The following is a 22675-nucleotide window of genomic DNA, read 5'->3' as shown; positions in this document are numbered from 1 at the left end:
TTAAAGCCTTAAGAATTAACATAAGGGTTAAGTTAAGTTTATGTTAAGGTGAGTGTGGGCTTCGTCATACGGGCGAAGTCCACATTATTTACAACTAATTATGATCAAAAACTCTCTTTATTTATTACTCATTTTTGTTTTGGCAGCTTGTGGTAGCGATGAGCCAGGTGAGAGTAATTTTACTCTTGTACAGGCCTATGTAGGCACCACGGAGTTAAGCCAGAACTCAATTACTGAAAACCTACCTACGGATAGATCCATCTCCTTATCCTTTTCCAGCGCCGTAGATGCTAACAGCCTGAATGATGGCATTAGCCTTACTCTCGGTGGTAATTCTATTAATCTGGATTTCACCCTCACCTCAGAAAATAAAACCGTAATTATTTATCCTGGTGGAGGATTACAGAATAGTAGCACATACCTTTTAAATATTAGTACAGCCCTAAAAAGTACCAATGGCGGGAGTGCGGTGCCTGCAGAAATTAGTTTTAAAACTATAGCTGGCGACCTTGCCCTTTCTTACCTGCAAATAGGAAGTAAGGAGGTAGTAGTCGGTGAAAAGATATTAAATGCATACCTTGATCTTGATATGATCATGACCTTTACCGTGCCGGTGGAGGCTAATGCATTGAAAGCGGCCGTTTCCATTACAGGTACAGCCGCACCCAATCTAGAAATCAGTTCTGATGATAATCTTACTTTTAATGTTAGCACAGCTTCAGAACTTAAGCCTTTGACAAAATATACTTTAAAAATTAAAAATACTCTTCTGGGTAATGAGGGAGAGACTTTTGAGGGCTTCGAAAAGGAATTTTATACCCAAATAGACTCTACTTATAAGTTTCCTGAGATTTCAGACGAAGCGCTACTTACCAAAGTACAAGAGCAGACATTTAAATATTTCTGGGATTTTGCTCATCCTGTAAGTGGCTTGGCCAGAGAGAGAAATACATCAGGTGATTTAGTTACTACTGGTGGCTCTGGCTTTGGTGTAATGACCATTTTAGTAGGAATAGAAAGAGGATTCATCACCCGCCAGGAAGGTGTAGATAGATTAGAGCAGATAGTTGACTTCTTGCAAGAGGCCGATCGTTTCCACGGTGTATGGCCACACTGGATGAATGGTGAAACGGGTGCAGTTATTCCTTTCAGCACCAAAGATGATGGTGGAGATCTGGTGGAAACTGCCTTCATGATCCAGGGTTTACTTACGGTTCGTGAATATCTGAATGAATCTAATGCCCAGGAAAAAGCTATTATAGAAAACATTACCACTCTTTGGGAAGAAGTAGAGTGGGACTGGTATACTCAAGGAGAAGAGGTGCTTTATTGGCATTGGTCTCCTAACTATGCCTGGGAAATGAATCACCAGATAAAAGGATGGAACGAGGGACTTATTGTCTATGTCTTAGCTGCATCTTCACCTACTCACAGCATTAGTGCTTCAGTGTATTTCAGCGGCTGGGCCAGCAGTGGAGGTATGGAAAATGGTAATAGCTATTATGGCTATAACTTGCCATTAGGTTATGAAAAAGGCGGGCCATTGTTCTTCGCTCATTATTCATTTTTAGGCCTGGACCCCAGAAACCTGGAAGACGGCTATGCAAACTATTGGACCCAGAATGTGAATCACACCATGATAAACAGAGCTTACTGTATCCAAAATCCGCAAGGAAACCTTGGTTATGGTGAGGGCATGTGGGGGCTTACCGCCAGTGATAATTATGAAGGTTATTCTGCACATTCTCCCACCAATGATAAAGGTGTAATTACACCTACCGCAGCCCTCTCATCTATGCCATACAGCCCTGACGAATCTATGGAGGCCTTAAAAAGTTTTTATTATCTGCTTGGAGATAAGCTGTGGGGCGATTATGGCTTTTATGATGCCTACAGCCTTAATAAATCATGGTATGCGAGCTCATACCTGGCTATAGATCAGGGGCCTATCATTATCATGATTGAAAATCACCGGACAGGATTGCTCTGGGATACTTTCATGCAAAATGAAGAAATCACATCGGGCTTAGATAAATTAAATTTCACCAGCTACTAAAATAAACAGAGAGATGACAATATTTAACCATATAAAAAAGGTCAGGTATCAGCTAATAGCGAGCATGGTACTGATGGGAGCAGCGTTGGTAGCCTGCACAGGACAGAAGGAAGTGACGAAGGAAAAAGAAGCGACGGATTCAGCCGTTGTCCTTTCAGATGACTCTTTGTTGAATTTGGTACAATATCAAACCTTTCAGTATTTCTGGGAGAATGCAGAGCCTACTTCTGGGCTCGCTCCAGAGCGTACGCATATGGATAATGTGTACCCGCAAAATGATAAAGATGTTGTCACCACTGGTGGTTCCGGCTTCGGGTTGATGGCTATTCTGGTAGGTGTGAAAAGAGGCTTTATTACCAGAGAACAGGCATTACATCGTTATGAGAAAATTGTTGATTATTTAGCCAAGGCCGATCGCTTTCACGGAGCATGGCCACATTGGATAAAAGGACCAACTGGAAAGGTACAGCCCTTTGGCCAGAAAGATAATGGTGGAGATTTAGTAGAAACGGCATTCATGGTGCAGGGATTAATCACTGTACGTGAGTTTTTCAAAGATGGAAACGAAGCAGAAAAAGCATTGGCTGAGAAAATTGATGAGTTATGGAAAGGGGTAGAATGGAATTGGTACACTCATGGTCAGGATGTGCTTTACTGGCACTGGTCTCCCGAATATGCCTGGGAAATGAACTTTCCGGTAGGTGGATATAATGAATGTTTAATCATGTATGTGCTGGCAGCCGCTTCTCCTACTCACCCTATTACGAAGGAAGTCTACGAGAAAGGATGGGCTCGAAATGATTCTATCACTATGGATACTACTTGCATGGGGCTGGAAACGGAGCTGGATCATTACGAAACTAACAATGATCCTGTAGGTCCACTTTTCTGGGCTCACTACTCTTACCTTGGCCTTGATCCTAGAAACTTGAAAGATCAATATGCGGATTACTGGAAGCTTAATGTTAATCACGCTATGATCCAGTATAAGTATTGTGTAGAAAACCCTAAGGGTTTTGAAGGTTATGGTGAAAATTGCTGGGGCCTTACCTCAAGCTATTCTGTAAATGGATATGCCGGTCATCACCCTGGTAATGAGGATCTTGGAGTTATATCTCCAACGGCAGCTCTTTCATCTTTTCCTTACACACCAGAGCAAAGTATGGATTTCTTAAGATACATCTATAATGATGCCGACAGTCTGGTAGGTGAACTAGGGCCATATGATGCCTTCAGCTTTAAAGATAAATGGTATACTCCAAGATATTTGGCTATAGATCAAGGACCTATACCTGTAATGATAGAGAATTATAGAAGTGGCATGCTTTGGGATTTGTTCATGAAGGCTCCTGAAGTACAGGCTGGTTTAGAAAAGTTAGGTTTTACCACGGAGGCGAAAGAGGATGAGTAAAATTTTGTCGCTTATCTTCCTTCTAGGCCTTGGTTTCAATGTGTTGGCGCAGGAAAGTTTTGACCAATACCTGGCTAAAACATATCATTCTGAGGATGATTCTTTGAATTATAGAATACTTTACCCGGAAAATTTTGATGAAAATAAAGAATACCCATTAGTTTTGTTCCTACATGGTGCCGGCGAGCGGGGAGACCATAATCAAAAACAACTCTTTCATGGAGGACAATTGTTTATAGATTATCAGGATGAATTCCCGGCCATTGTAGTTTTCCCCCAATGTCCTACAGGAGGTTATTGGTCTAATGTGAATATAAAATCAGAAAACGGAAAGCGTACCTTTCACTTTGATGATGAAGGAAATGAACCTCCTACAAAATCTTTGAGTCTGGTAATGGAGCTTTTAGATTCAATGGTATCTCTGAAATTTACAAATCAGCAAAGAGTGTATGTAGCAGGTCTTTCTATGGGCGGAATGGGCACGTTTGAGCTCGTGAGTCGTAAGCCAGATACTTTTGCCGCCGCCATAGCTATCTGCGGAGGAGATAATCCCGTGAGTGCTAAAAGCTATGCTGGCAAGGTGCCATTCTGGATTTTTCATGGTAGAAAAGATGATATAGTACCACCTGAAAATTCTGAAATTATGGCAGAGGCCATTGAGCAGGCAGGAGGAGAGGTTAAACTTACCATTTACCCCGAGGCTAATCATAATAGCTGGGATAGTGCATTTGCAGAGCCTGAATTTTTACCTTGGTTATTTTCGAAACAACGCAATTAATAATATATCATGACAAAAAGAATACTTCTTGTTTTATTAACATCTCTGGCTTTTGCCGCATGTGAGGTGAAGAAGAAAGAGACCTCTGATAATGGTCAAAATAGTTTTATAGACTCTTTAATGAACGAAATGACATTGGAAGAAAAGCTGGGTCAGCTTAACTTACCCTCTTCCGGTGATATTGTAACAGGTACTGCCGCTAGTTCAGATATAGGAGAAAAAATTAGAGCAGGTAAAGTTGGTGGCCTTTTTAACATCAATGCCTCTAAAATTAAAGCGGTACAAAAAGTGGCTGTAGAAGAAAGCCGTTTAAAAATCCCTTTGATATTTGGTATGGACGTAATTCATGGCTATAAAACACTTTTTCCTATTCCATTAGGGCTTAGCTGTAGCTGGGATATGGACCTGATAGAACAATCAGCCAGAGTGGCTGCGGTAGAAGCCAGTGCAGATGGTATCTGCTGGACTTTCTCACCCATGGTAGATATCTCGCGTGATCCTCGTTGGGGCCGTGTTTCTGAAGGTAATGGTGAAGATCCATTCCTGGGTTCAGCTATCGCCAGGGCCATGGTAAAAGGATATCAGGGTGATGACCTTACTCAAAACAATACTATTATGGCTTGTGTGAAGCACTTTGCTTTATATGGAGCTATAGAGGCAGGTAGAGATTATAATACGGTGGATATGAGCCGAATGAGAATGTTCAATGAATACCTTGCTCCTTACCAGGCAGCAGTTGATGCAGGTGTAGGAAGCGTGATGACTTCATTTAACGAAGTGGATGGTGTACCAGCAAGTGCGAATAAATGGTTAATGACTGACCTTTTGAGAGATCAATGGGGATTCAATGGTTTTGTAGTTACAGACTACACCGCTATTAATGAAATGTCAGCACATGGTCTTGGAGACTTGGCTACGGTTTCAGGCCTATCTTTAAATGCAGGTGTAGATATGGATATGGTAGGAGAAGGCTTCTTAACTACGCTGAAAAAATCTATGGAAGATGGTATAGTTTCAGAAGCGCAGATTAACGCTGCTTGTAGAAGAATATTAAAGGCAAAATATAAGCTTGGTCTTTTTGAAGATCCTTATAAATATTGCGATGAGCAAAGACAAAAAACTGAAATCTTTAACGATGAGCACAGAGCGAAGGCCAGAGAGCTTGCAGCACAGACTTTAGTTTTATTGAAAAACCAGGATCAGATTTTACCATTGAAAAAAGAAAGTAAAATCGCCTTAGTAGGCCCTATGGCTGATAACAAAGAAAATATGGCTGGAACCTGGAGTGTGGCCGGGGATTTTAAAAAGTCGATTTCCTTAAGAGAAGGTCTGGAGGCTGTAGTAGGGCAAGGAAATGTGGTTTATGCACGTGGAGCTAACATTACAAGTGATTCATTATTAGAAAAAAGAGTAAGTATTTTCGGTAAGCCTACTTACAGAGATAATCGCTCAGAATCAGCTATGATCAGTGAAGTGGTTAAAGCTGCTCAAGGTGCTGATGTGATAGTGGCTGCAGTAGGTGAGTCTGCTGAGATGAGTGGTGAGAGTGCTAGTAGATCAGACATAGAGATTCCTGAAAGCCAAAGAAACTTATTGAAAGCTTTATTAAAAACTGGAAAGCCGGTAGTAATGGTGCTTTTCACTGGTAGACCACTGGCTATGACTTGGGAAAATGAGAATATTCCATCAATCTTAAATGTGTGGTTTGCAGGATCTGAAGCTGGAAATGCTATTTCAGATGTGCTTTTCGGAGATGTGAATCCTTCAGGAAAACTTACCGCTACTTTCCCACAAAATGTAGGTCAGGTGCCATTATATTATAACCACAAAAATACTGGTAGACCATTGCCAGAAGGCGGTTGGTTCCAAAAATTCAGATCTAATTATTTAGATGTTTCTAATGCTCCGCTTTATCCATTTGGCTACGGACTTAGCTACACTACTTTTGAATACGGTGACTTAAGCTTAAGTACAGATTCATTAACGATGGATGATGAACTTACAGTTTCGGTAAAAGTGAGTAACACTGGTGATTATGATGGTGCTGAAGTGGTGCAGCTGTATGTAAGAGATGTGGTAGGTACTATAACCAGACCAGTAAAAGAGCTTAAAGGCTTCGAAAAAATAAAACTCGCTAAGGGAGAGTCTAAAACAGTGACTTTTACCTTAAGCAAAGAGGATTTAGCATTCTATCATCAGGATATGAGCTTTGAGGCTGAGCCTGGTGCTTTCAAAGTTTTTGTAGGACCGAGCTCTGCAGAAGGTAAGGAGGCTGACTTCTATTTGAAATAATCTTAAAATATAACCCGGGGATCAAATGAATAAATCCAACGTTCTGATCGTGCTTTTCATTTTGTTAGGAGTTGCTTGTACTAATAATGCTCCTGACAATAGAGAAGAAGTTAAAACCAACGATGATCTCCGGGTTAACCAAATCAAAGGTTCAGATGAGCCCCTGAACGTAATATTTATTCTAAGTGATGACCATCGGTATGATTTCATGGGCTTTACCGGAAAAGTACCTTTCCTCAAAACGCCAAATATGGATAAAATGGCTAAAGAGGGTACTCACATCACTAATGCCTTTGTCACTACTTCATTATGTTCTCCTAGTAGAGCATCCATTCTAACAGGCCAATTTTCCCACAGACATCAAGTGATAGATAATCAATCACTTGTAGCAGATACATCTACCTTTTTTCCTCAGTATCTGCAAAAGGGAGGATACCAAACTTCTTTTTTTGGTAAATGGCATATGGGCGAGCACCATGCTAACCCTAGAAAAGGCTTTGATAGATGGGTAAGTTTTAAAGGACAAGGCCAGTATTATAACCCCACATTAAATATAGATGGTGAAGAAAAATCATTTTCAGATAGTACTTACATCACGGATCTACTTACAGATTATGCCATTCAATGGCTTGATAAAAGAGATAAGGAAAAGCCCTTTTTTATGTATCTCTCTCATAAAGGTGTTCATGCAGACTTCCAACCGGCAAAACGACATGTCGATCAGTTTAAAGATGAAAAACCCAACTATCCAATCACCATGTATCCGGATAAGGTGGATTCAGCTACCTATAATTATAAGGATGTTCCTGATTGGGTGAAAAAACAGCGGTATAGCTGGCACGGGGTCGATTATATGTATCATGGGCAAATTAAATTTGATGACTTTTACCGCCGATATACTGAAACCCTTTTGTCCTTAGATGAGAGTATTGGGCAGGTAATTAGTTATTTAGAAAAAAATAAACTACTGGAAAATACTGTGGTTTTTTACATGGGAGATAACGGATTTTCATTCGGAGAACATGGCCTCATAGATAAAAGGCAAGCCTATGAAGAATCTATGCGTGTGCCCCTTTTAGTATATGGAGGGGGCAACTTATTAGCTCGAGATAGCGTGGAGCAACTGGTCCAGAATATTGATATTGGTCCTACTATTATGGAAATGGCAGGGTTGGAAACTCCAAAAAATATGGATGGCCATTCGATACTGCCACTACTAAAAGGAGAAAATCCAGAGTGGAGAAACAGAATATATTACGAATACTTCTGGGAGCGACCTTTCCCGCAAACCCCAACGGTTCATGCCGTGCGTACTGATCAATATAAGTTTATTAGATATTATGGTCTGTGGGATATTAATGAGCTTTATGATATAAAGAATGATCCAATGGAAGCTCATAATCTGATTAGAATGCCAGAATATAAAGAGGTGGCAGAGGAGCTACGGGCAGATCTTTTCAACTGGTTGCAAGAAACCGGAGGAGATAATATACCTTTAAAGGAAGATCATGGCGCACGTTTTGATCATAACTACAAAGGAACTTATTAAATCATGAAGAAAATACTACTTCTAATATTCGCTAGCGTTGTTTTTTTACATTCTAATGCCCAGAAACTCTCATATATTAACCAGCATTTTGATAGCATCTCTGTAAGTCAGGCTACCTATCTCACAACTGGAGAAAAGGATCTGGCCATGGATATATATGAACCCTTTGGTGACGCTAATAAAAAAAGACCTGTATTAGTGTATGTACATGGAGGAGGCTTTGCAGGTGGTGCCAGAGATGAAGAGTGGATACAAAAAGTTTGTAATCAAATAGCTTCTCACGGTATAGTTGTAGTGAGTATGTCTTATTCTCTTACCATGAAAGGGAGAGGCTTTGGATGTAACATTCCGGCTGAAGATAAAATAGCTGTCTTTGATCAGTCTGGTTCAGAGGTAGCTGCTGCCGTAGCTTACTTGTCTAATCATGCTATGGAATATAAAATTGATATCCGAAAGATTGTTTTATCAGGTAGCAGTGCCGGTGCAGAAGCCGTTTTGCATGCTGCCTATATTGACAAAAATAAAAGTGCGCTCCCGAAAGAAGTTAAATATGCAGGAGTAATTAGTATGGCAGGAGCACTTTACACTATGGATGATATTACCGCACAAAGTGCCATACCTACTCAGATTTTTCATGGCACCTGTGATGACCTGGTACCCTATGACATTGCCTCTCACCATTACTGCCAGGAAGCGGATGCAGGATATCTGAAGCTTTATGGTGGAAAAGCCATAGCCAACAAACTAGAATCGCTAAATAAGGGATATTATATGGTTACAGGCTGTAACGGAGATCATGGTTGGAATAGCATTCCCCTGAAAAGGTATATTCCTGATATTCTGGACTTTATACAATATGACGTTATCGAAGGCCGTAAAAGACAAATCCATGAGATTGTGCCATCCACCAGGCCTTGTACATTGAATGAGGCTCCTGAAATATGTAAATAGAAATAAAAAAGAGACCGCCCTGCGGTCTCTTTTCATTTATAACGTCACTACCTCATAACCAACACCGTCCTCATATTCATCAGTATCTACTTCCTGATAATACACTCCGTCTAATACATAGTACTCTGTGTCATCTTTGGTTTCTACCTCATATCCTTCCGGCAGTGCATCTACTAAAGCTCCTTCTGGTGCATCTACCACTTCATATTCTCCTCTTTTTTCTTGATAAAAGGTGCCATAATAGTAATAGTAGTTTCTGTTATTTACCACCACCACTCTCTTGGCTGCCGGCAATGTTCTTACTCGAACACCAACTATGGGCCGCACCACTATAAAATCATTATTTCTTGATTGATAAAATACCCCGCTGTGATAATGATAGCTCACTCCTTTGCTCTTCACCACTACCGCGCCTTGAGGTGCTACCGCTACTACTGCTCTATATCTTGGCATACCATGGTATCTTAAATGAGCTCTTCTGGAAACCCTTCTTCTCACGCGTCTCCTGGTTCTTCTTCTCACGGCTCTTCGTGTATGTCTTCGTTCTACTTGTTCCCTCGTTTGAGCTTGAGCTTCGTGATTGGTTTCTGGAGCTGCCGTTAGAATGAATATAAATCCTATTATCGCAAATAACTTCTTCATATAGATTTAATATTTAATTGTCTTCTTATACGTTACTTAAAATGTATTTTAGCTTTAGATATTAATTGACTTCAAAGGTTTAATCACATGCGAATTTTTTTTCTGTTCACATTCATATCACTTTCAATTACTTTGAGTTTGAAAGCCCAAAAAATAGATATCCAAGGACATAGAGGTGCCAGAGGTATGATGCCTGAGAATACTATTCCGGCATTTATTTATGCTTTAGATCAGGGTGTTACCACACTGGAGATGGATGTGGTAATTACCAAAGATAAAAAAGTGGTAGTGTCTCACGACCCTTATATTTCGCCCAGTATTTGCCTGAACGTAGATAATTCAAAGATTCAGGATAATAAAAAGTTTAATATCTATAACATGACCTATGAGCAGGTGCATAAGTTTGATTGTGGTAGCCTGAATAACACTCGGTTTCCAGAGCAGCAGAAGATTACTATCAATAAACCGCTACTTTCTGAGGTGATAAAAGCTGCGGAGATGCATGTGAAAAGCGAAACCAACTATGAAGTAAATTATAATATAGAAATTAAAAGTTCTCCCGAGGGGGACGGAGAGTGGCATCCAAAACCAGAAGAGTTTTCCAAGCTGGTATATGACCTTATTGATCAATATTTACCATGGGATAGGGTGATAATTCAGTCTTTTGATTTTAGAGTTCTTCAGTATTGGCATAAGCACTATCCTGATGTTAAACTGGCCGCCCTGGTTGAAAATACCAGATCAATAGATACTAATCTGGCTAATTTAGGCTTTAAGCCAACTATTTATAGTCCTTATTTTAAGCTGATTACTGAGAACTCTGTCGAGGATCTGCACAAAAAGGATATTAAGGTAATTCCATGGACAGTAAATGATGAAGGTGATTTTAAGAAATTGGTAAGATGGAAAGTAGATGGTATCATTACTGACTTTCCAAATAAAGCCCATCAGTTAGGACTTACCAGAGAAATAAAGAAACAAGATAGTTCGCACTAATCCACAGGCAGTTCCAGGGTAAAGGTGGTGCCTTCTTCCAGTTGAGACTGCACATGTATTTTGCCGTGTATTTTTTCCATGGCTTCTTTTACAATATAAAGCCCCAAACCCGAGCCTTTAGACTTATCTGTGGCCCTAAAAAACATGTTAAAGATATTGGGAATCATCTTGGATGGTATGCCGTGCCCGTTATCACTTACTTTGATTAAAACTTTGTTCTCAACCTTACTGGTTTTGATGGTTACAAAAGGAGCTTCTTTGCTAGTATCATGATAATTGATGGCATTAGAAATCAGGTTTGTCATGATCACTCTTATCCTAAAAGGGTCGCTTAGTATACTTTCCGCTTCTTCTCCTGTTTCAATACTGAATGTTATAGAAGGATAATTTTTATAAAACTTAAAATTATCAATAATCTCAGTCACAAAAGGCTTAATCACTATTTCCTCTTTAGTTACCTTGGTCCTGGCATTTCGTGAAAAGTCTATCAGCTCATTAATGAATACTTCAAGTTTGCTAAGACTCTTTTTCATGAGCGATAAATACTGCGCGCCAGGTTCTTCAATTTGCTCACGAGCCATAATGTTCATCAGGCCATCCAGGCTTTTAATCGGGGCACTTAAATCATGAGAAGCACTGTAAATAAACCAGTCAAGTTCCTTATTGATCTTGGTAAGCTCTTCAATAAGTTTTGATCTTTCTGCTTCGGCCTTCTTTCGTTCTTCAATCTCTTCCAGTAGCTTTTTGTTTTGCTCCCTTAGTATTTCACGCGATGCTGCAATTTCAGCTGTTTTTTCGGCTACGGTCTTTTTAAGAAATAGGTTGTTTTGAACCTGATTCACATTATATTGGATAAGGTACCCAATTCCAATAGACACTAGAAGACATGCTACAATAAACCACCAGCTGCTGTAGAAAGGCTGATTAATAGATACTTCCGTACTAAATGCAGAAGGACTCCAAGGACCTTGTTTCACTCGTGCCTGTATCTCCAATTGATATTTTTGTCCATAGGGAAGAAATGTGTACAAAACCGAAGTTTGAGGATACTTGAGATAACGCCATTCTGACTCCAGTCCCTTTAATCGTATTCGATAATTAACACTTTTTTCATCACTGAAGGATATGGCCCTATAATGAAACTCTAAATCATTCTTTTTATAACTGAGGTCTGAGAGATCATCCTGATCTAAAATGGTGTTCTTATTTGAGATTTTTAGAACCTCAACACTTTGAGGATTTATTGGTGGCAAATCCATCAAAGGATCAAAGCATGATACTCCATCATTACTACCTATCCAAACACGCCCTTTACTGTCTTCAAATAATGAATTCCTATTGATTTCATTACCTATAAGGCCTTCCTCGGGAGTGTACTGAGTAATGCTATTATCTTTTATCAGAGAAACTCCGTTGTCAGTTCCAACCCATACATGGCCAGTGCGGGTTTCTAAAATATCGTAGATGGGTCTATCTATTTTGAAGCCATTTATTTCACCCTGTATAATTGAGTCATTCTTAAATTCAAGCAGCCCCAGATGTGAGCCCACATACAAATGTCCATCAATTTGTTTTAGCACATAAAAATTAGAGCTGGCCTCGTGATTATAATAATAGGGCTTAAGCTGGTCTTTCTCAAGTGTAAACAACCCTTCCGAAGTAAGCAGGCACAATCTGCCATCGGGTAGTGTAGTGATCTGCCTGGTATAAGCCGGAATAGAAGTTATCCTACTTAATTTATTTTCATGTAAAAGGAACAGGCTGTGCTGATTGGCAATATACATAGAATCACCCCAAGGGTAGATGGCTACCACTTCAGGTATCTCTGGAAATTTTCGCCATGTTATTTTATGATCAGAATTTAGTTTTCCCAGCCCAAGAACTCCTCCTACTACATAGGTTTCATTGTTTTTAGTCTTTTTAATGTCAAAAAACCTGTGGATATATCTTCTGTCAATTTGTTGGCTGAGGTCATATGCTTCAATTGTGTCATTTTTAGTGTCAATAATGCTGTAACCGGAAATTCCTCCAGCCATTATTTTTCCTTCCTCAACTTCAAAAATGGAAGTGCCTTCATTTTCTATCAGACCTGAGAACTTATTATAACTGGTGAAGCTAAAACTATTAACCTTGTAGGCACCACGGTAGCTATTTACCCAGAAATTCTTTTCATTGTCAAAAAATATTCTGGAGTGTAAGGGTACTGCATTAGAATCTTCAAGTCTGAACTTTAAAAATTCATGGGTCTTTGTATTAAACCTATAGAACCAGTCTGACGAGGTAAAATATAAATTACCCATTCCATCATCTGTGATATTGCTCGTTTGTAAGAAGGTTGGATCAGAAAAGTCGGCGATAACTTTTATTTCATCATCTACCAGTAGGCCGATCCAGCCATTGCCAACTATATATACACGAGGGCTGTTGGCCACTTTGTAGACATGAATAAAATGCGTTTTTGGAGGGAAGACCTTTAATTTCTTAAATTCTTTTTCTCCTGAGGTGTGATAATATATGACATGGCTAGTGGTGAAGTAAAGGGTATCATTTACATAGCTCATGGTTTGTAAATTGTCTACCTCTTCTGGTATCTTAAAAGTAGTCCACTTACTATTTAAAAGATCATATTCATGAATATAGCCTTTTGTGTTAAAAGCAAATTTCTTGTATTTACCATCTTTAGAGAAACCTTGTGTGAGGGCTAAATCATACCATTTTCTATACTCATCAGATAGGTTGAAATCAATTTCTTTCCATTCCTTTTCATAAAACAGGATTTTGAAATTCTTTCTTTCGAAGCCTGTAATGATCATTGATTGATCAGGGAAATTATGTAGTCGGGCACTCCAACCTTTTGGCGTGGCAAGGTTGTGCATTATTTCCCATGAAATTCCATCATAACTACATAAGCCTTGATCTGTTAAAAACCAGAGAAGACCCTTGGGGCCTTGTGCTATTCCCGGAACAATATTAGAAGGTAAACCATCTTTTTCATGGTATCCTTGTGGTACATAAAGCTGCCCATGAACTACTTGAAAGGTAGTAAGAATAAGGAGGAGGCTTATAAAACGCTTAAACCACATAAAAAAAATTAAGCTATCAATATACTAAAAATTTTATATGTGATCCTATTCAAAATCTCAATCATTTCAGAAGGCTAAATAAGGCCTTTTTTGAAATTTTAATTAAATACATAAAAGACTAAATTAGCAACAAATAATTACCAAGAACATTTTATGCAAAAAACATACGACATTTATGGCATGGGCAATGCCTTAGTAGATATTGTTACTGAAGTAAGTGATGATTTCCTTGATACTCACGGCATTGAGAAAAACTTCATGACGTTGGTAGATGAAGAAAGACAGTCTCAATTAATGAACGCTATCAACCTTCCAGAGGCAGATAAGAAATGCGGAGGCTCAGCGGCCAACTCAATCATAGCGGCGAGCCAGTTTGGAGGCAGCACATTCTATAATTGTAAAGTAGCTCAGGATGAGTTAGGTAAATTCTATCTTTCAGACCTTAAAGCTAATGGCGTAGACACCAACCTTGAGGAGTCTAATATGGAAGAAGGCATTACTGGTAAATGTCTGGTAATGACCACACCTGATGCCAACCGTACAATGAATACGTTCTTGGGAATTACAGCTACTTTTTCAAAAAGTCAGATTGACGAGGCTAAGCTTAAAGACTCATCTTATTTGTATATCGAAGGGTATCTTATTACTTCTGAAAATGGCCAGGAAGCCATGAAGCATGCGAAAAAATTGGCGGAAGAAGCTGGTACAAAAGTTGCCCTTACTTTTTCTGATCCAAGCATGGTGAAGTATTTCAAAGAACCAATGCAGGCAGTAGTAGGAGACGGCGTAGATCTTTTATTTTGTAATGAAGAAGAAGCTATGCTCTTTACTGATAAGGATTCCATCATTGAAGCTCGAGAAGAATTGAAGAAAGTGGCCAAGAAATTTGCCATCACCTTAGGTGCTAACGGAGCAATTATTTTTGATGGGGATACTTTCATCGATATAGAACCATACCAGGTGAAAGCCATTGACTCTAACGGAGCTGGAGATATGTTTGCTGGGGCGTTTTTGTATGCCATTACAAATGGACATAGTTACGCAGAAGCAGGTAAATTAGCCAGTCTGGCTTCTTCTAAAATAGTTTCTCAGTTTGGTCCTAGGTTGGAAAAAACAGAGGCAAAGGCCATCCTTGAGCATCTTGCAAACTAGAATAATTTTAAATATCTATAAACTTAACTTTAACCTAATCAATATGAAAAAAGCAATGATCGGTTTGCTTTTTGTCTTGCTTATAGGCGCTACTGCTTATGGTCAGGGGAAGAAGATTGAATTTACCGAGTATGATTTGGACAATGGCCTGCATGTTATTCTGCATCAGGATAATAGTACGCCGATTGTAGCGGTTACTATGATGTACCATGTAGGTTCTAAAAATGAAGATCCTAGCCGCACTGGGTTTGCTCACTTTTTTGAGCACTTACTTTTTGAAGGGTCTGAAAATATTCCAAGAGGACAGTTCGATAAATACATTACTAATGCTGGTGCTGTAAATAATGCTAATACTACTAATGACCGTACTTTTTACTATGAAGTACTACCTTCTAATGAGCTAAAGTTAGGCTTATGGTTAGAGTCTGAGCGTTTAATGCATGCTAAAATTGACGAAACAGGGGTTGAAACTCAGCGCGAAGTGGTAAAAGAAGAAAAAAGACAGCGAGTAGATAACCAGCCTTATGGTTCTATTCTAGCTGAGATCAGTAAAAGAGCCTATAAAGTTCACCCTTACAGATGGACTACCATAGGTTCACTAGATCATCTAAATGCTGCTACTATTGAGGAGTTCAGAGATTTCTATAAAACATTTTATGTTCCTGAAAATGCTACTCTTTCTATCGCTGGAGACTTAAACATTGAGGAAACAAAAAAACTAGTGAATGACTATTTTGCTGATATCCCAAAAGGAGGCAAAAATATTCCTTTCCCTAAAGAAGTAGAGCCAGAGCAAAAAGAAGAGGTTCGTGATATTGTATACGACAAAATTCAGCTTCCTGCAGTAATCCAAGCTTATCACATGCCTGCGCAAGGTACAGACGATTACTATGCTTTGAACCTTTTAAGTACTTTACTTTCAGATGGACAGAGCTCCAGAATGTATAAAAAATTAGTAGACGAAGATCAAAAGGCGTTGCAGGTAGTGGCTATTCCTTTCGGCTCTGAAGACCCTGGTTTATACCTGGTTTTTGGTTTAGCGAATATGGGTGTAGAGGCTTCAGATCTTGAAAAAGGCATGGATGAGCAAATTGCTAAGGTCCAAACTGAGCTAATTACAGATAAGGAGTTGCAAAAGATCAGAAATCAGGTTGAGAATGATATTGTTACCAAAAATAGCCGTGTAACAGGTATTGCAGAAAATCTGGCCAATTACCATGTGTATTTTGGAGATGCTAATCTTATAAACACCGAGATAGAGAAATACATGAAGGTAACTAAAGAAGATATTAAAAGAGTGGCTAACAAGTACTTAAAAAAGGAAAACAGAGTAGTGCTTTATTATCTTCCTGAATCTGCAAAAGAACAAACTGAGAGTGTTGAAACTAAAACTGAGAACTAAAATGCAAACCAAATATATATCACTATTATTTACGTTCGTATTTGCCTCATCAGCTTTGTTTGCGCAAATAGATCGTACTAAAGCACCAGAATCGGGCCCAGCCCCTAAGATTCAGATCGGTGAATACAAATCCTTCGAATTGAAAAATGGATTAAAGGTTTACGTAGTTGAAAATCACAAGATTCCAAGAACTACTTTTTCATTGATGTTTGATAATGATCCTATCATGGAGAATGATAAGGCAGGATATGTTTCAATGACAGGTCAGTTGCTTAGAAATGGAACCACTAGTAGAACTAAAGCTGAGCTTGATGAAGAAATTGATTTCATCGGGGCTTCTTTAAGCGCTAGTTCTAGCAGCGTATACGCTTCTTCTCTAACCAAGCATACAGATAAGTTATTGCAATTAATGACTGATGTCCTTTTCCATCCAGCCTTTCCTGAGGACGAGCTGGAAAAGATCAGAAAGCAAACGTTATCTGGACTTGCGGCTAGTAAAGAGAATCCAAACGCTATAGCATCTAATGTTTCTGATATAATGGCCTATGGAAAGAATCACCCATACGGAGAGCTTACTACTGAAGAAACAGTGAAAAATGTTACTGTGGAGGATATAAAAGGATATTACAGTAAATATTTTAAACCAAATGTAGCCTATCTGGCTGTTGTGGGAGATATCAGCTTCAAAGACGCCAAGAAATTGGTTAAAAAGTACTTTAGTGATTGGGAAAGAGGTGAAATTACTCAGCCAACTTATGATTCACCATCTGCGCCTGAGAGTACTTACATTGCCTTAGTAGACAGACCAAGTAGTGTGCAGTCTGTAATTAATATTACTTACCCTGTAGAATTGCAGCCGGGAAGCCCAGATGTAATCAAGTCTAGAGTAATGAATGAGATACTGGGTGGAGGATTTTCTTCAAGACTAATGCAAAATCTTCGTGAGGATAAAGCCTTTACCTATGGCGCTCGCTCATCAATTTCTAGCGATGATCTTATCGGTACTTTCACAGCATCTGCCAGTGTAAGAAACGATGTTACTGATAGTGCGGTTTACGAATTTCTTTATGAGCTAAAGAAAATGAGAGATGAAAACGTAGAGCAAGGTGAATTAGACGCTGCCAAAGCTTCTATTATTGGAAGTTTCGCAAGATCACTGGAAGAACCTTCTACCATTGCACGTTTTGCTATCAATAGCGCTATCTACAAGTTGCCTGAAGATTATTATCAGAATTACCTAAAGAATGTTTCAGCTACATCTTTAGCAGATGTTAAAGCTATGGCAGATAAGTATATCTTACCAGATCATTCTAACATTGTAATTGTAGGTAAAGCATCTGATATCGCTGATAAGTTAACCACGTTCGGTGAGGTGAAGTACTTTGATATTTATGGTGAAGAATATGAGCCTGCAGTGGCTTCTATCCCTGAAGGTCTTACTGCCGAAAAGGTGATTGACAAATACATCCAGGTTATTGGCGGTGAAGAGGCTGTTAATAAAGTGAACACTTTGATTACTAACATGAGCGCGGATATGGGAGGAAGATCCCTTAGCTTAAAATCTGTGAAGAAGGTTCCCGGTAAAATGGTTATGGAAATAAGTATGGGAGGAAATGTTGTAAGCAAGCAGATGATTAACGGTGACCAGGCTTCTGTTTCTCAAATGGGAAATAATCTTCCGGTTGATGATAACACCAAAGAGCAACTAAAAATGTCTGCTTATCCATTCGTAGAATTAAAGTATGACGAGTTAGGAGTAAAGACTGAGCTTAAAAGTGTAGAGAAGGTGGAAGGAAAAGATGCTTACGCTATAGAAGTGGTTTATCCTTCAGGTACGAAATCTACAGAATACTACGATACCAAAACAGGTTTCAAAGTAAGAGAGTCTAAAACTGTGAATACACCACAAGGTGAGATGGTAGTGTCCACCGACTTTACTGACTACAAGGAGGTTTCAGGAATTTACTTCCCGCATACCATCATTCAACCGATGGGCCCTATGAAGTTAAATATCAAAACTGATAGCATAGAAGTAAATCCTAAAGTAGGGGATGATACTTTTAAATAAATAGACTTTTAGGAAAGTGAAAAGGCCAAAGTTAATGCACCTTTGGCCTTTTTTATTATGCTAATTTCAACCCGGTCCAGCTTTCAAAAGAATCTCTCTGTTGCGGCGTGGGGTGAAGTAAAGGAGTAATTTTATATTGAGGGAAATAGCGTTGTTCTCCCGGCTTTACAGTGAAAGTCACCGTTTTGTCAAAGCTTCTTTTCACTAAAAATGTATACTCTCCTGGATCAAACTGTTCAATGGTCTCTATCGTAAGAGGTTGGTTATTTACAGTTACAATTTCATCATTAATAGAGAAAAATCCTTCTCCTATTGCTCCAGGTGCTATGTGGGATACCTTCAGTCCACCCTTGTTATCTCCTACACTACTTAATCTTATGCCTAGGTAATTTTCAAATGGATTTGTGTTTTCAGATTTCCATAGCATACACCCAACATGAGAGAGTAGACCGTTAATGAGTTCCTCCTTATCATCCGTCCCAAATACATGCCTCTGGAAAAAGTCTGATAAAGAATCTCCATATAGCTCCTCACAGATTTGTTGCACATCGTCAGAGGTATAGCCTTTTCCTGTTTTACCGAAATCAACATATAATTTCTTGAGCACATCATCCAATGATTTCTCGTCACTGCTACTTTTTCTGATCATTAAATCAAGGCATAAAGCTACCATAGCTCCTTCTACATAAATGGAGCTTTTGCGATCTGGGAAATTCAAAGCATAGCCATCTATCCATAGATCTTCAGAAGAATCTGCCACCGAATAGTTGAGCCTTCCGAAGTTGTAAAAATGTCTCTTAAATAATGTATTGAGCTCAGTGAAATAAGCTTCTTGATCAAATACTCCACTTTTTGCCAGGAATAGATCTCCATAGTAAGTAGTAAAACCTTCTGCTACATAACCCGTTGGAAAAAAGGCTTCCTTATTATATTCATAAGGCATCAATTCTTTTGGCCTTATCTTTAGAATGTTCCAGGAGTGGAAAAGCTCATGAGAGCTTACGCCTATTAGCTGAGTATAAAGCTCATCTATGTCTGTCGCTATACCGGGGCCAAGACAAATTACTGTAGAGTCATGATGCTCCACTCCATGATAGAATTTAAACGGAAGCATGATCAGGATAAAATGATAATCTGGCTCTGGAAACTCACCCATGATCTGTATTTGCGATTCACTGAACTTTTTAAAATCAGTCACAATTTTTTCAGAGTCAACGCTATGCTTACCGCTTATCCATACGTGGAAGTCAGTATCTCCCGCTGTATATGTCAAATGCTCTAACTCGGCAGAAGCTATTAATGGACTGTCTGCCAGCTCATAATAATCTGAGGCCTCAAATTTATTTCCTTGCCTTTTCAGTCCACATCCTACCTTGAAATTCTCTGGCAGATCTAACACAATCTCACAAGGTTCTGTCATCAGTTCTTTTACATAAACCATGCAGTTAACAAAGTTGATGTAGATCAAATCCTCATCAAACCAACTGCTTCCTGCATCCATTCTATATGCCCAATATTTATATTTTACTATAACAGTATCCTCTGAAGAAGCATCTATTTTCCAGGAACTGGAGGAGGTCTTTCTATGCGTAATTATATCTCCGGCCTCAGACTCAATCTTAAAATCTCTTAAATATTTAGAAAAATTAGCAGCCTCATACCTCCCTGGTCTCCAGATAGGTAGAAATATTTCTAGCTCTGATTTGTGGGTGGTATCTATTGAAACTGATATTTCAAAAAAATGCTGTAAAGGATTAGGGAATGAGATATTATATTGCATACTTTGACTTTTTGTAAAAGTAACGCTAAAGAAAATAGTCTTAGCAGGATGCAAGGGTAATTTTAAAGTCTTTAATAATTATTCGCAGCTAGTTTGTTATTACAAAAAAGCTACTTATCTTTGCAGCCCAGAAAAAATTAAAGTGAAGGTGAACACTCCTTCTTATTTTACTGAGAGGGAATAAAGAATATACAAAATGAAAAGAACATTTCAACCATCGCAAAGAAAGAGAAAAAACAAGCACGGTTTCAAAGCTCGTATGGAGTCTGTTAATGGTAGAGCCGTTTTAGCTAGAAGAAGAGCTAAAGGAAGAAAGAAACTTACTGTTTCTGACGAGAAGACTCACAAATAATATTTTTGCTGAGGCAATAATATTTCCGTGTAAGTTGTTTTTTTCATTGGCTGAAAAAAACCGCTGGAATGAAATCTAATAGCTTTGGAAAGTCGGAAAGGCTTTCCAGAAAAAAACATATTCAGGGACTCTTTTCAAAGGGTTCCTCTTTTTATTTATATCCGTTCAAAGTCTTTTATATGGCTGAAGAGGACATAGATAGCCATCAGGTATTGGTGGCTGTGTCTAAAAAGTCATTTAAAAGGGCTGTGGATAGAAATAAAATCAAGCGAAGAGTTCGAGAATCCTACCGATTAAACAAGGAGCATTATCAGTGCCCTTGCAATCTTCAAATTGCTTATATTTATACCGCTAAGGAAATTTTGCCTTATCAAACTATAGAAAAGAAACTGATTTCTGTCGGACAGCGTTTAAACAGAATATTAGTCCCAAAGCAAAATGAAGATGAAGAGAGTTCTAAAGGCTAAAATACTAATCCCCCTTTTTGTAGTTATTACCCTGTTTGCTTTCCGCGAACCTACGGAGCGCTATTTCGAAATAGCCAAAAACCTAGACATATTCGCTACCCTCTTTAAAGAGGTGAATGCTTATTATGTAGATGAGGTAGACCCTGATCAAATGATAGAGACTGGTATAGATGCAATGCTTGGCTCTCTAGATCCTTACACTAATTACATTCCCGAAGAAGATATTGAGAGTTTCCGCACCATGACTACAGGTCAGTATGCAGGTATCGGAGCACTGATTGGAAAAGTTGACGGTAAGATTTTAATCACCATGCCTTACGAAGGATTCGCTGCACAAAAGGCTGGCCTGAAAATAGGTGATGAAATTATATCGGTAGATGGCCATACAGTAGATGACGAAAAGGGGATTTCAGATATTAGTCTTTTATTAAAAGGTCAAGCCAGAACTCAGGTGGATGTTACTGTGAAACGTTTTGGGAAAAGTGAACCGATAGAATTCCATATCCAAAGAGAGAAAATCACTATAGATAATGTGCAGTATTACGGAATGGTAGGTAAAGAGGTGGGGTATGTGAAGCTGGAAGATTTTACCACCGAAGCAGGAAAAGAAGTGGCGAATGCAGTGGAGGAACTTAAAAAGCAAGGAGCCACCAAAATCATTCTCGATCTGCGAGGTAATCCTGGAGGGCTTTTAAGCGAGGCCGTAAATGTTAGTAATGTCTTTATCCCGAAAAATAGTGAAGTGGTATCTACCAAAGGAAAGGTCACTGAATGGAACAAAACTTATAAAACACTGAACAGTCCGGTAGATACTGAGATCCCTTTGGTTGTCCTTACTAATGGAGGCAGTGCATCGGCATCTGAAATTGTTAGCGGTGTAATTCAGGATTATGATAGAGGAATTCTACTAGGTGCTAGGACATTTGGAAAAGGCTTAGTGCAAACTACCAGACCACTATCTTATAATGCCCAGCTTAAAGTGACCACTGCAAAGTACTATATACCGAGTGGCAGATGTATTCAAGCCTTAGATTATACTCATAAAAATGAAGACGGATCTGTCAACAAGATTGCCGATTCTTTAAAAACGGAATTTAAAACAACTAGTGGCAGAGTGGTTTATGACGGGCAGGGTCTTGATCCGGACGTAAAAGTAGATCATGAGTATTATGCTCCTATTACCATGAGCCTAATCACCAAAGGATTGATTTTTAATTATGCGACTAAGTATGCAAGTGAACACGCCACCATTCCTGCTGCTAAGGAATTTAGACTCACTGATCAGGAATATGCAGCCTTTGGAAAATGGTTGCAGAGTAAAAACTATGATTATACTACCAGAGTAGAGCAGGAGATTGACGAGTTGGAAGAGTCGTCTAAAAAAGAAAAGTATTACGAAGATATTCACAAGCAGCTTTTGGCTTTGAAAGAAAAGGTTAAGCACAATAAAGAACTTGATTTGCAAAATTTTAAAGAAGAAATTGTTCAGGCCTTAGAAGTTGAAATAGCCTCTCGCTACTACTTTGTTAGAGGAGACATAGAAGCTTCTTTTAGAAAAGACACTGATATTCAAAAAGCAATTTCAGTTTTAAACGATACTGAAACCTATAATAAGATTCTGGCAGTTAATTAATGGCGTTAATACTTAGTATAGAAACAGCTACTCCAATTTGCTCCGTAGCCGTTTATAATAACA

General features: G+C 38.9%; 17 protein-coding genes (1 of these 17 only partly in view). 14 read left to right on the top strand and 3 right to left on the bottom strand.

Annotated elements, in window-relative coordinates:
* The first annotated feature begins 100 nt into the window (after positions 1–100).
* Genes LVD16_RS01930 through LVD16_RS01905 form a run of 6 tightly spaced genes read left to right on the top strand, consistent with a single transcriptional unit; the run spans position 101 to position 9037 of the window.
* Positions 101–2056, top strand: a complete 1956-nt coding sequence (locus LVD16_RS01930) for a glucoamylase family protein (RefSeq protein ID WP_233771896.1) — start codon at positions 101–103, stop codon at positions 2054–2056.
* A 13-nt stretch (positions 2057–2069) separates the two neighbouring features.
* Entirely contained in the window at positions 2070–3467 is a 1398-nt protein-coding gene (locus LVD16_RS01925) for a glucoamylase family protein (protein WP_233771895.1), read from the top strand.
* Entirely contained in the window at positions 3460–4245 is a 786-nt protein-coding gene (locus LVD16_RS01920) for a carboxylesterase family protein (RefSeq protein WP_233771894.1), read from the top strand. Before LVD16_RS01925 ends, LVD16_RS01920 begins: the two co-directional genes overlap by 8 nt.
* 9 nt (positions 4246–4254) lie before the next feature.
* Complete coding sequence (bglX, locus tag LVD16_RS01915; RefSeq protein WP_233771893.1) at positions 4255–6537, top strand: beta-glucosidase BglX; 2283 nt, start codon at positions 4255–4257, stop codon at positions 6535–6537.
* 25 nt (positions 6538–6562) lie between these two features.
* Positions 6563–8086 carry a sulfatase family protein gene (locus LVD16_RS01910; protein ID WP_233771892.1) on the top strand — a complete coding sequence of 508 codons (1524 nt, stop codon included), beginning with the start codon at positions 6563–6565 and terminating at the stop codon, positions 8084–8086.
* A 3-nt stretch (positions 8087–8089) separates the two neighbouring features.
* Entirely contained in the window at positions 8090–9037 is a 948-nt protein-coding gene (locus LVD16_RS01905) for an alpha/beta hydrolase (protein WP_233771891.1), read from the top strand.
* A 36-nt stretch (positions 9038–9073) separates the two neighbouring features.
* On the opposite strand, the gene LVD16_RS01900 is transcribed toward LVD16_RS01905, so the two are convergent.
* On the bottom strand, positions 9074–9679 hold the full coding sequence (locus tag LVD16_RS01900; protein ID WP_233771890.1) for a DUF6515 family protein: 606 nt from the start codon (positions 9677–9679) through the stop codon (positions 9074–9076).
* Positions 9680–9817: 138 nt separating this feature from the next.
* On the opposite strand from LVD16_RS01900, the gene LVD16_RS01895 reads away from it, so the two are divergent.
* Positions 9818–10675: a glycerophosphodiester phosphodiesterase gene (locus LVD16_RS01895; RefSeq protein WP_233771889.1), complete on the top strand. Its 858-nt coding sequence runs from the start codon at positions 9818–9820 to the stop codon at positions 10673–10675.
* Here LVD16_RS01895 and LVD16_RS01890 read toward each other — a convergent pair.
* Positions 10672–13758 carry a sensor histidine kinase gene (locus tag LVD16_RS01890; RefSeq protein WP_233771888.1) on the bottom strand — a complete coding sequence of 1029 codons (3087 nt, stop codon included), beginning with the start codon at positions 13756–13758 and terminating at the stop codon, positions 10672–10674. The genes LVD16_RS01895 and LVD16_RS01890 overlap by 4 nt on opposite strands.
* Before the next feature lie 153 nt (positions 13759–13911).
* On the opposite strand from LVD16_RS01890, the gene LVD16_RS01885 reads away from it, so the two are divergent.
* From LVD16_RS01885 to LVD16_RS01875, 3 genes are read left to right on the top strand one after another with little or no spacing between them, the layout of a single operon-like run.
* Positions 13912–14910, top strand: coding sequence for an adenosine kinase (locus LVD16_RS01885; RefSeq protein ID WP_233771887.1), 999 nt, complete (start codon positions 13912–13914; stop codon positions 14908–14910).
* Between the two features lie 43 nt (positions 14911–14953).
* A complete protein-coding gene (locus tag LVD16_RS01880) occupies positions 14954–16312 on the top strand; it encodes a M16 family metallopeptidase (RefSeq protein ID WP_233771886.1) in 1359 nt (452 codons plus the stop codon).
* Between the two features lies 1 nt (position 16313).
* Positions 16314–18380, top strand: coding sequence for a M16 family metallopeptidase (locus LVD16_RS01875; protein ID WP_233771885.1), 2067 nt, complete (start codon positions 16314–16316; stop codon positions 18378–18380).
* Positions 18381–18435: 55 nt separating this feature from the next.
* On the opposite strand, the gene LVD16_RS01870 is transcribed toward LVD16_RS01875, so the two are convergent.
* Complete coding sequence (locus LVD16_RS01870; protein ID WP_233771884.1) at positions 18436–20160, bottom strand: M61 family metallopeptidase; 1725 nt, start codon at positions 20158–20160, stop codon at positions 18436–18438.
* Positions 20161–20356: 196 nt separating this feature from the next.
* Here LVD16_RS01870 and rpmH point away from each other — a divergent pair, with 196 nt between their 5' ends.
* From rpmH to tsaB, 4 genes are all read left to right on the top strand, one after another.
* Entirely contained in the window at positions 20357–20512 is a 156-nt protein-coding gene (rpmH, locus tag LVD16_RS01865; protein WP_233771883.1) for a 50S ribosomal protein L34, read from the top strand.
* Between the two features lie 68 nt (positions 20513–20580).
* On the top strand, positions 20581–20979 hold the full coding sequence (gene rnpA / locus LVD16_RS01860; RefSeq protein ID WP_233771882.1) for a ribonuclease P protein component: 399 nt from the start codon (positions 20581–20583) through the stop codon (positions 20977–20979).
* Positions 20957–22612 (top strand): S41 family peptidase, encoded by a 1656-nt coding sequence (locus LVD16_RS01855; RefSeq protein ID WP_233771881.1) that lies wholly within the window; start codon positions 20957–20959, stop codon positions 22610–22612. The genes rnpA and LVD16_RS01855 overlap by 23 nt, the downstream gene beginning before the upstream one ends.
* Positions 22612–22675: the 5' end (the start) of a tRNA (adenosine(37)-N6)-threonylcarbamoyltransferase complex dimerization subunit type 1 TsaB gene (tsaB, locus tag LVD16_RS01850; RefSeq protein ID WP_233771880.1), read on the top strand. It continues 623 nt past the right edge of the window; 64 of the gene's 687 nt are visible here — the first part of the coding sequence; it begins with the start codon at positions 22612–22614; the stop codon falls past the right edge of the window. The genes LVD16_RS01855 and tsaB overlap by 1 nt, the downstream gene beginning before the upstream one ends.

Origin of the sequence: Fulvivirga ligni (assembly GCF_021389935.1) — a bacterium.
Taxonomy (GTDB): Bacteria; Bacteroidota; Bacteroidia; order Cytophagales; family Cyclobacteriaceae; genus Fulvivirga; species Fulvivirga ligni.
Note: the sequence above shows the minus strand (reverse complement) of the source record. Positions and strands in the feature narration are given on the sequence as shown.

Excerpts from the sequence above, each read along its gene's own strand:
- LVD16_RS01930 (WP_233771896.1), top strand. The coding sequence starts at position 101 with ATGATCAAAAACTCTCTTTATTTATTACTCATTTTTGTTTTGGCAGCT.
- LVD16_RS01925 (WP_233771895.1), top strand. The coding sequence starts at position 2,070 with ATGACAATATTTAACCATATAAAAAAGGTCAGGTATCAGCTAATAGCG.
- LVD16_RS01920 (WP_233771894.1), top strand. The coding sequence starts at position 3,460 with ATGAGTAAAATTTTGTCGCTTATCTTCCTTCTAGGCCTTGGTTTCAAT.
- bglX (WP_233771893.1), top strand. The coding sequence starts at position 4,255 with ATGACAAAAAGAATACTTCTTGTTTTATTAACATCTCTGGCTTTTGCC.
- LVD16_RS01910 (WP_233771892.1), top strand. The coding sequence starts at position 6,563 with ATGAATAAATCCAACGTTCTGATCGTGCTTTTCATTTTGTTAGGAGTT.
- LVD16_RS01905 (WP_233771891.1), top strand. The coding sequence starts at position 8,090 with ATGAAGAAAATACTACTTCTAATATTCGCTAGCGTTGTTTTTTTACAT.
- LVD16_RS01900 (WP_233771890.1), bottom strand. The coding sequence starts at position 9,679 with ATGAAGAAGTTATTTGCGATAATAGGATTTATATTCATTCTAACGGCA.
- LVD16_RS01890 (WP_233771888.1), bottom strand. The coding sequence starts at position 13,758 with ATGTGGTTTAAGCGTTTTATAAGCCTCCTCCTTATTCTTACTACCTTT.
- LVD16_RS01885 (WP_233771887.1), top strand. The coding sequence starts at position 13,912 with ATGCAAAAAACATACGACATTTATGGCATGGGCAATGCCTTAGTAGAT.
- LVD16_RS01880 (WP_233771886.1), top strand. The coding sequence starts at position 14,954 with ATGAAAAAAGCAATGATCGGTTTGCTTTTTGTCTTGCTTATAGGCGCT.
- LVD16_RS01875 (WP_233771885.1), top strand. The coding sequence starts at position 16,314 with ATGCAAACCAAATATATATCACTATTATTTACGTTCGTATTTGCCTCA.
- LVD16_RS01870 (WP_233771884.1), bottom strand. The coding sequence starts at position 20,160 with ATGCAATATAATATCTCATTCCCTAATCCTTTACAGCATTTTTTTGAA.
- rpmH (WP_233771883.1), top strand. The coding sequence starts at position 20,357 with ATGAAAAGAACATTTCAACCATCGCAAAGAAAGAGAAAAAACAAGCAC.
- rnpA (WP_233771882.1), top strand. The coding sequence starts at position 20,581 with ATGAAATCTAATAGCTTTGGAAAGTCGGAAAGGCTTTCCAGAAAAAAA.
- LVD16_RS01855 (WP_233771881.1), top strand. The coding sequence starts at position 20,957 with ATGAAGAGAGTTCTAAAGGCTAAAATACTAATCCCCCTTTTTGTAGTT.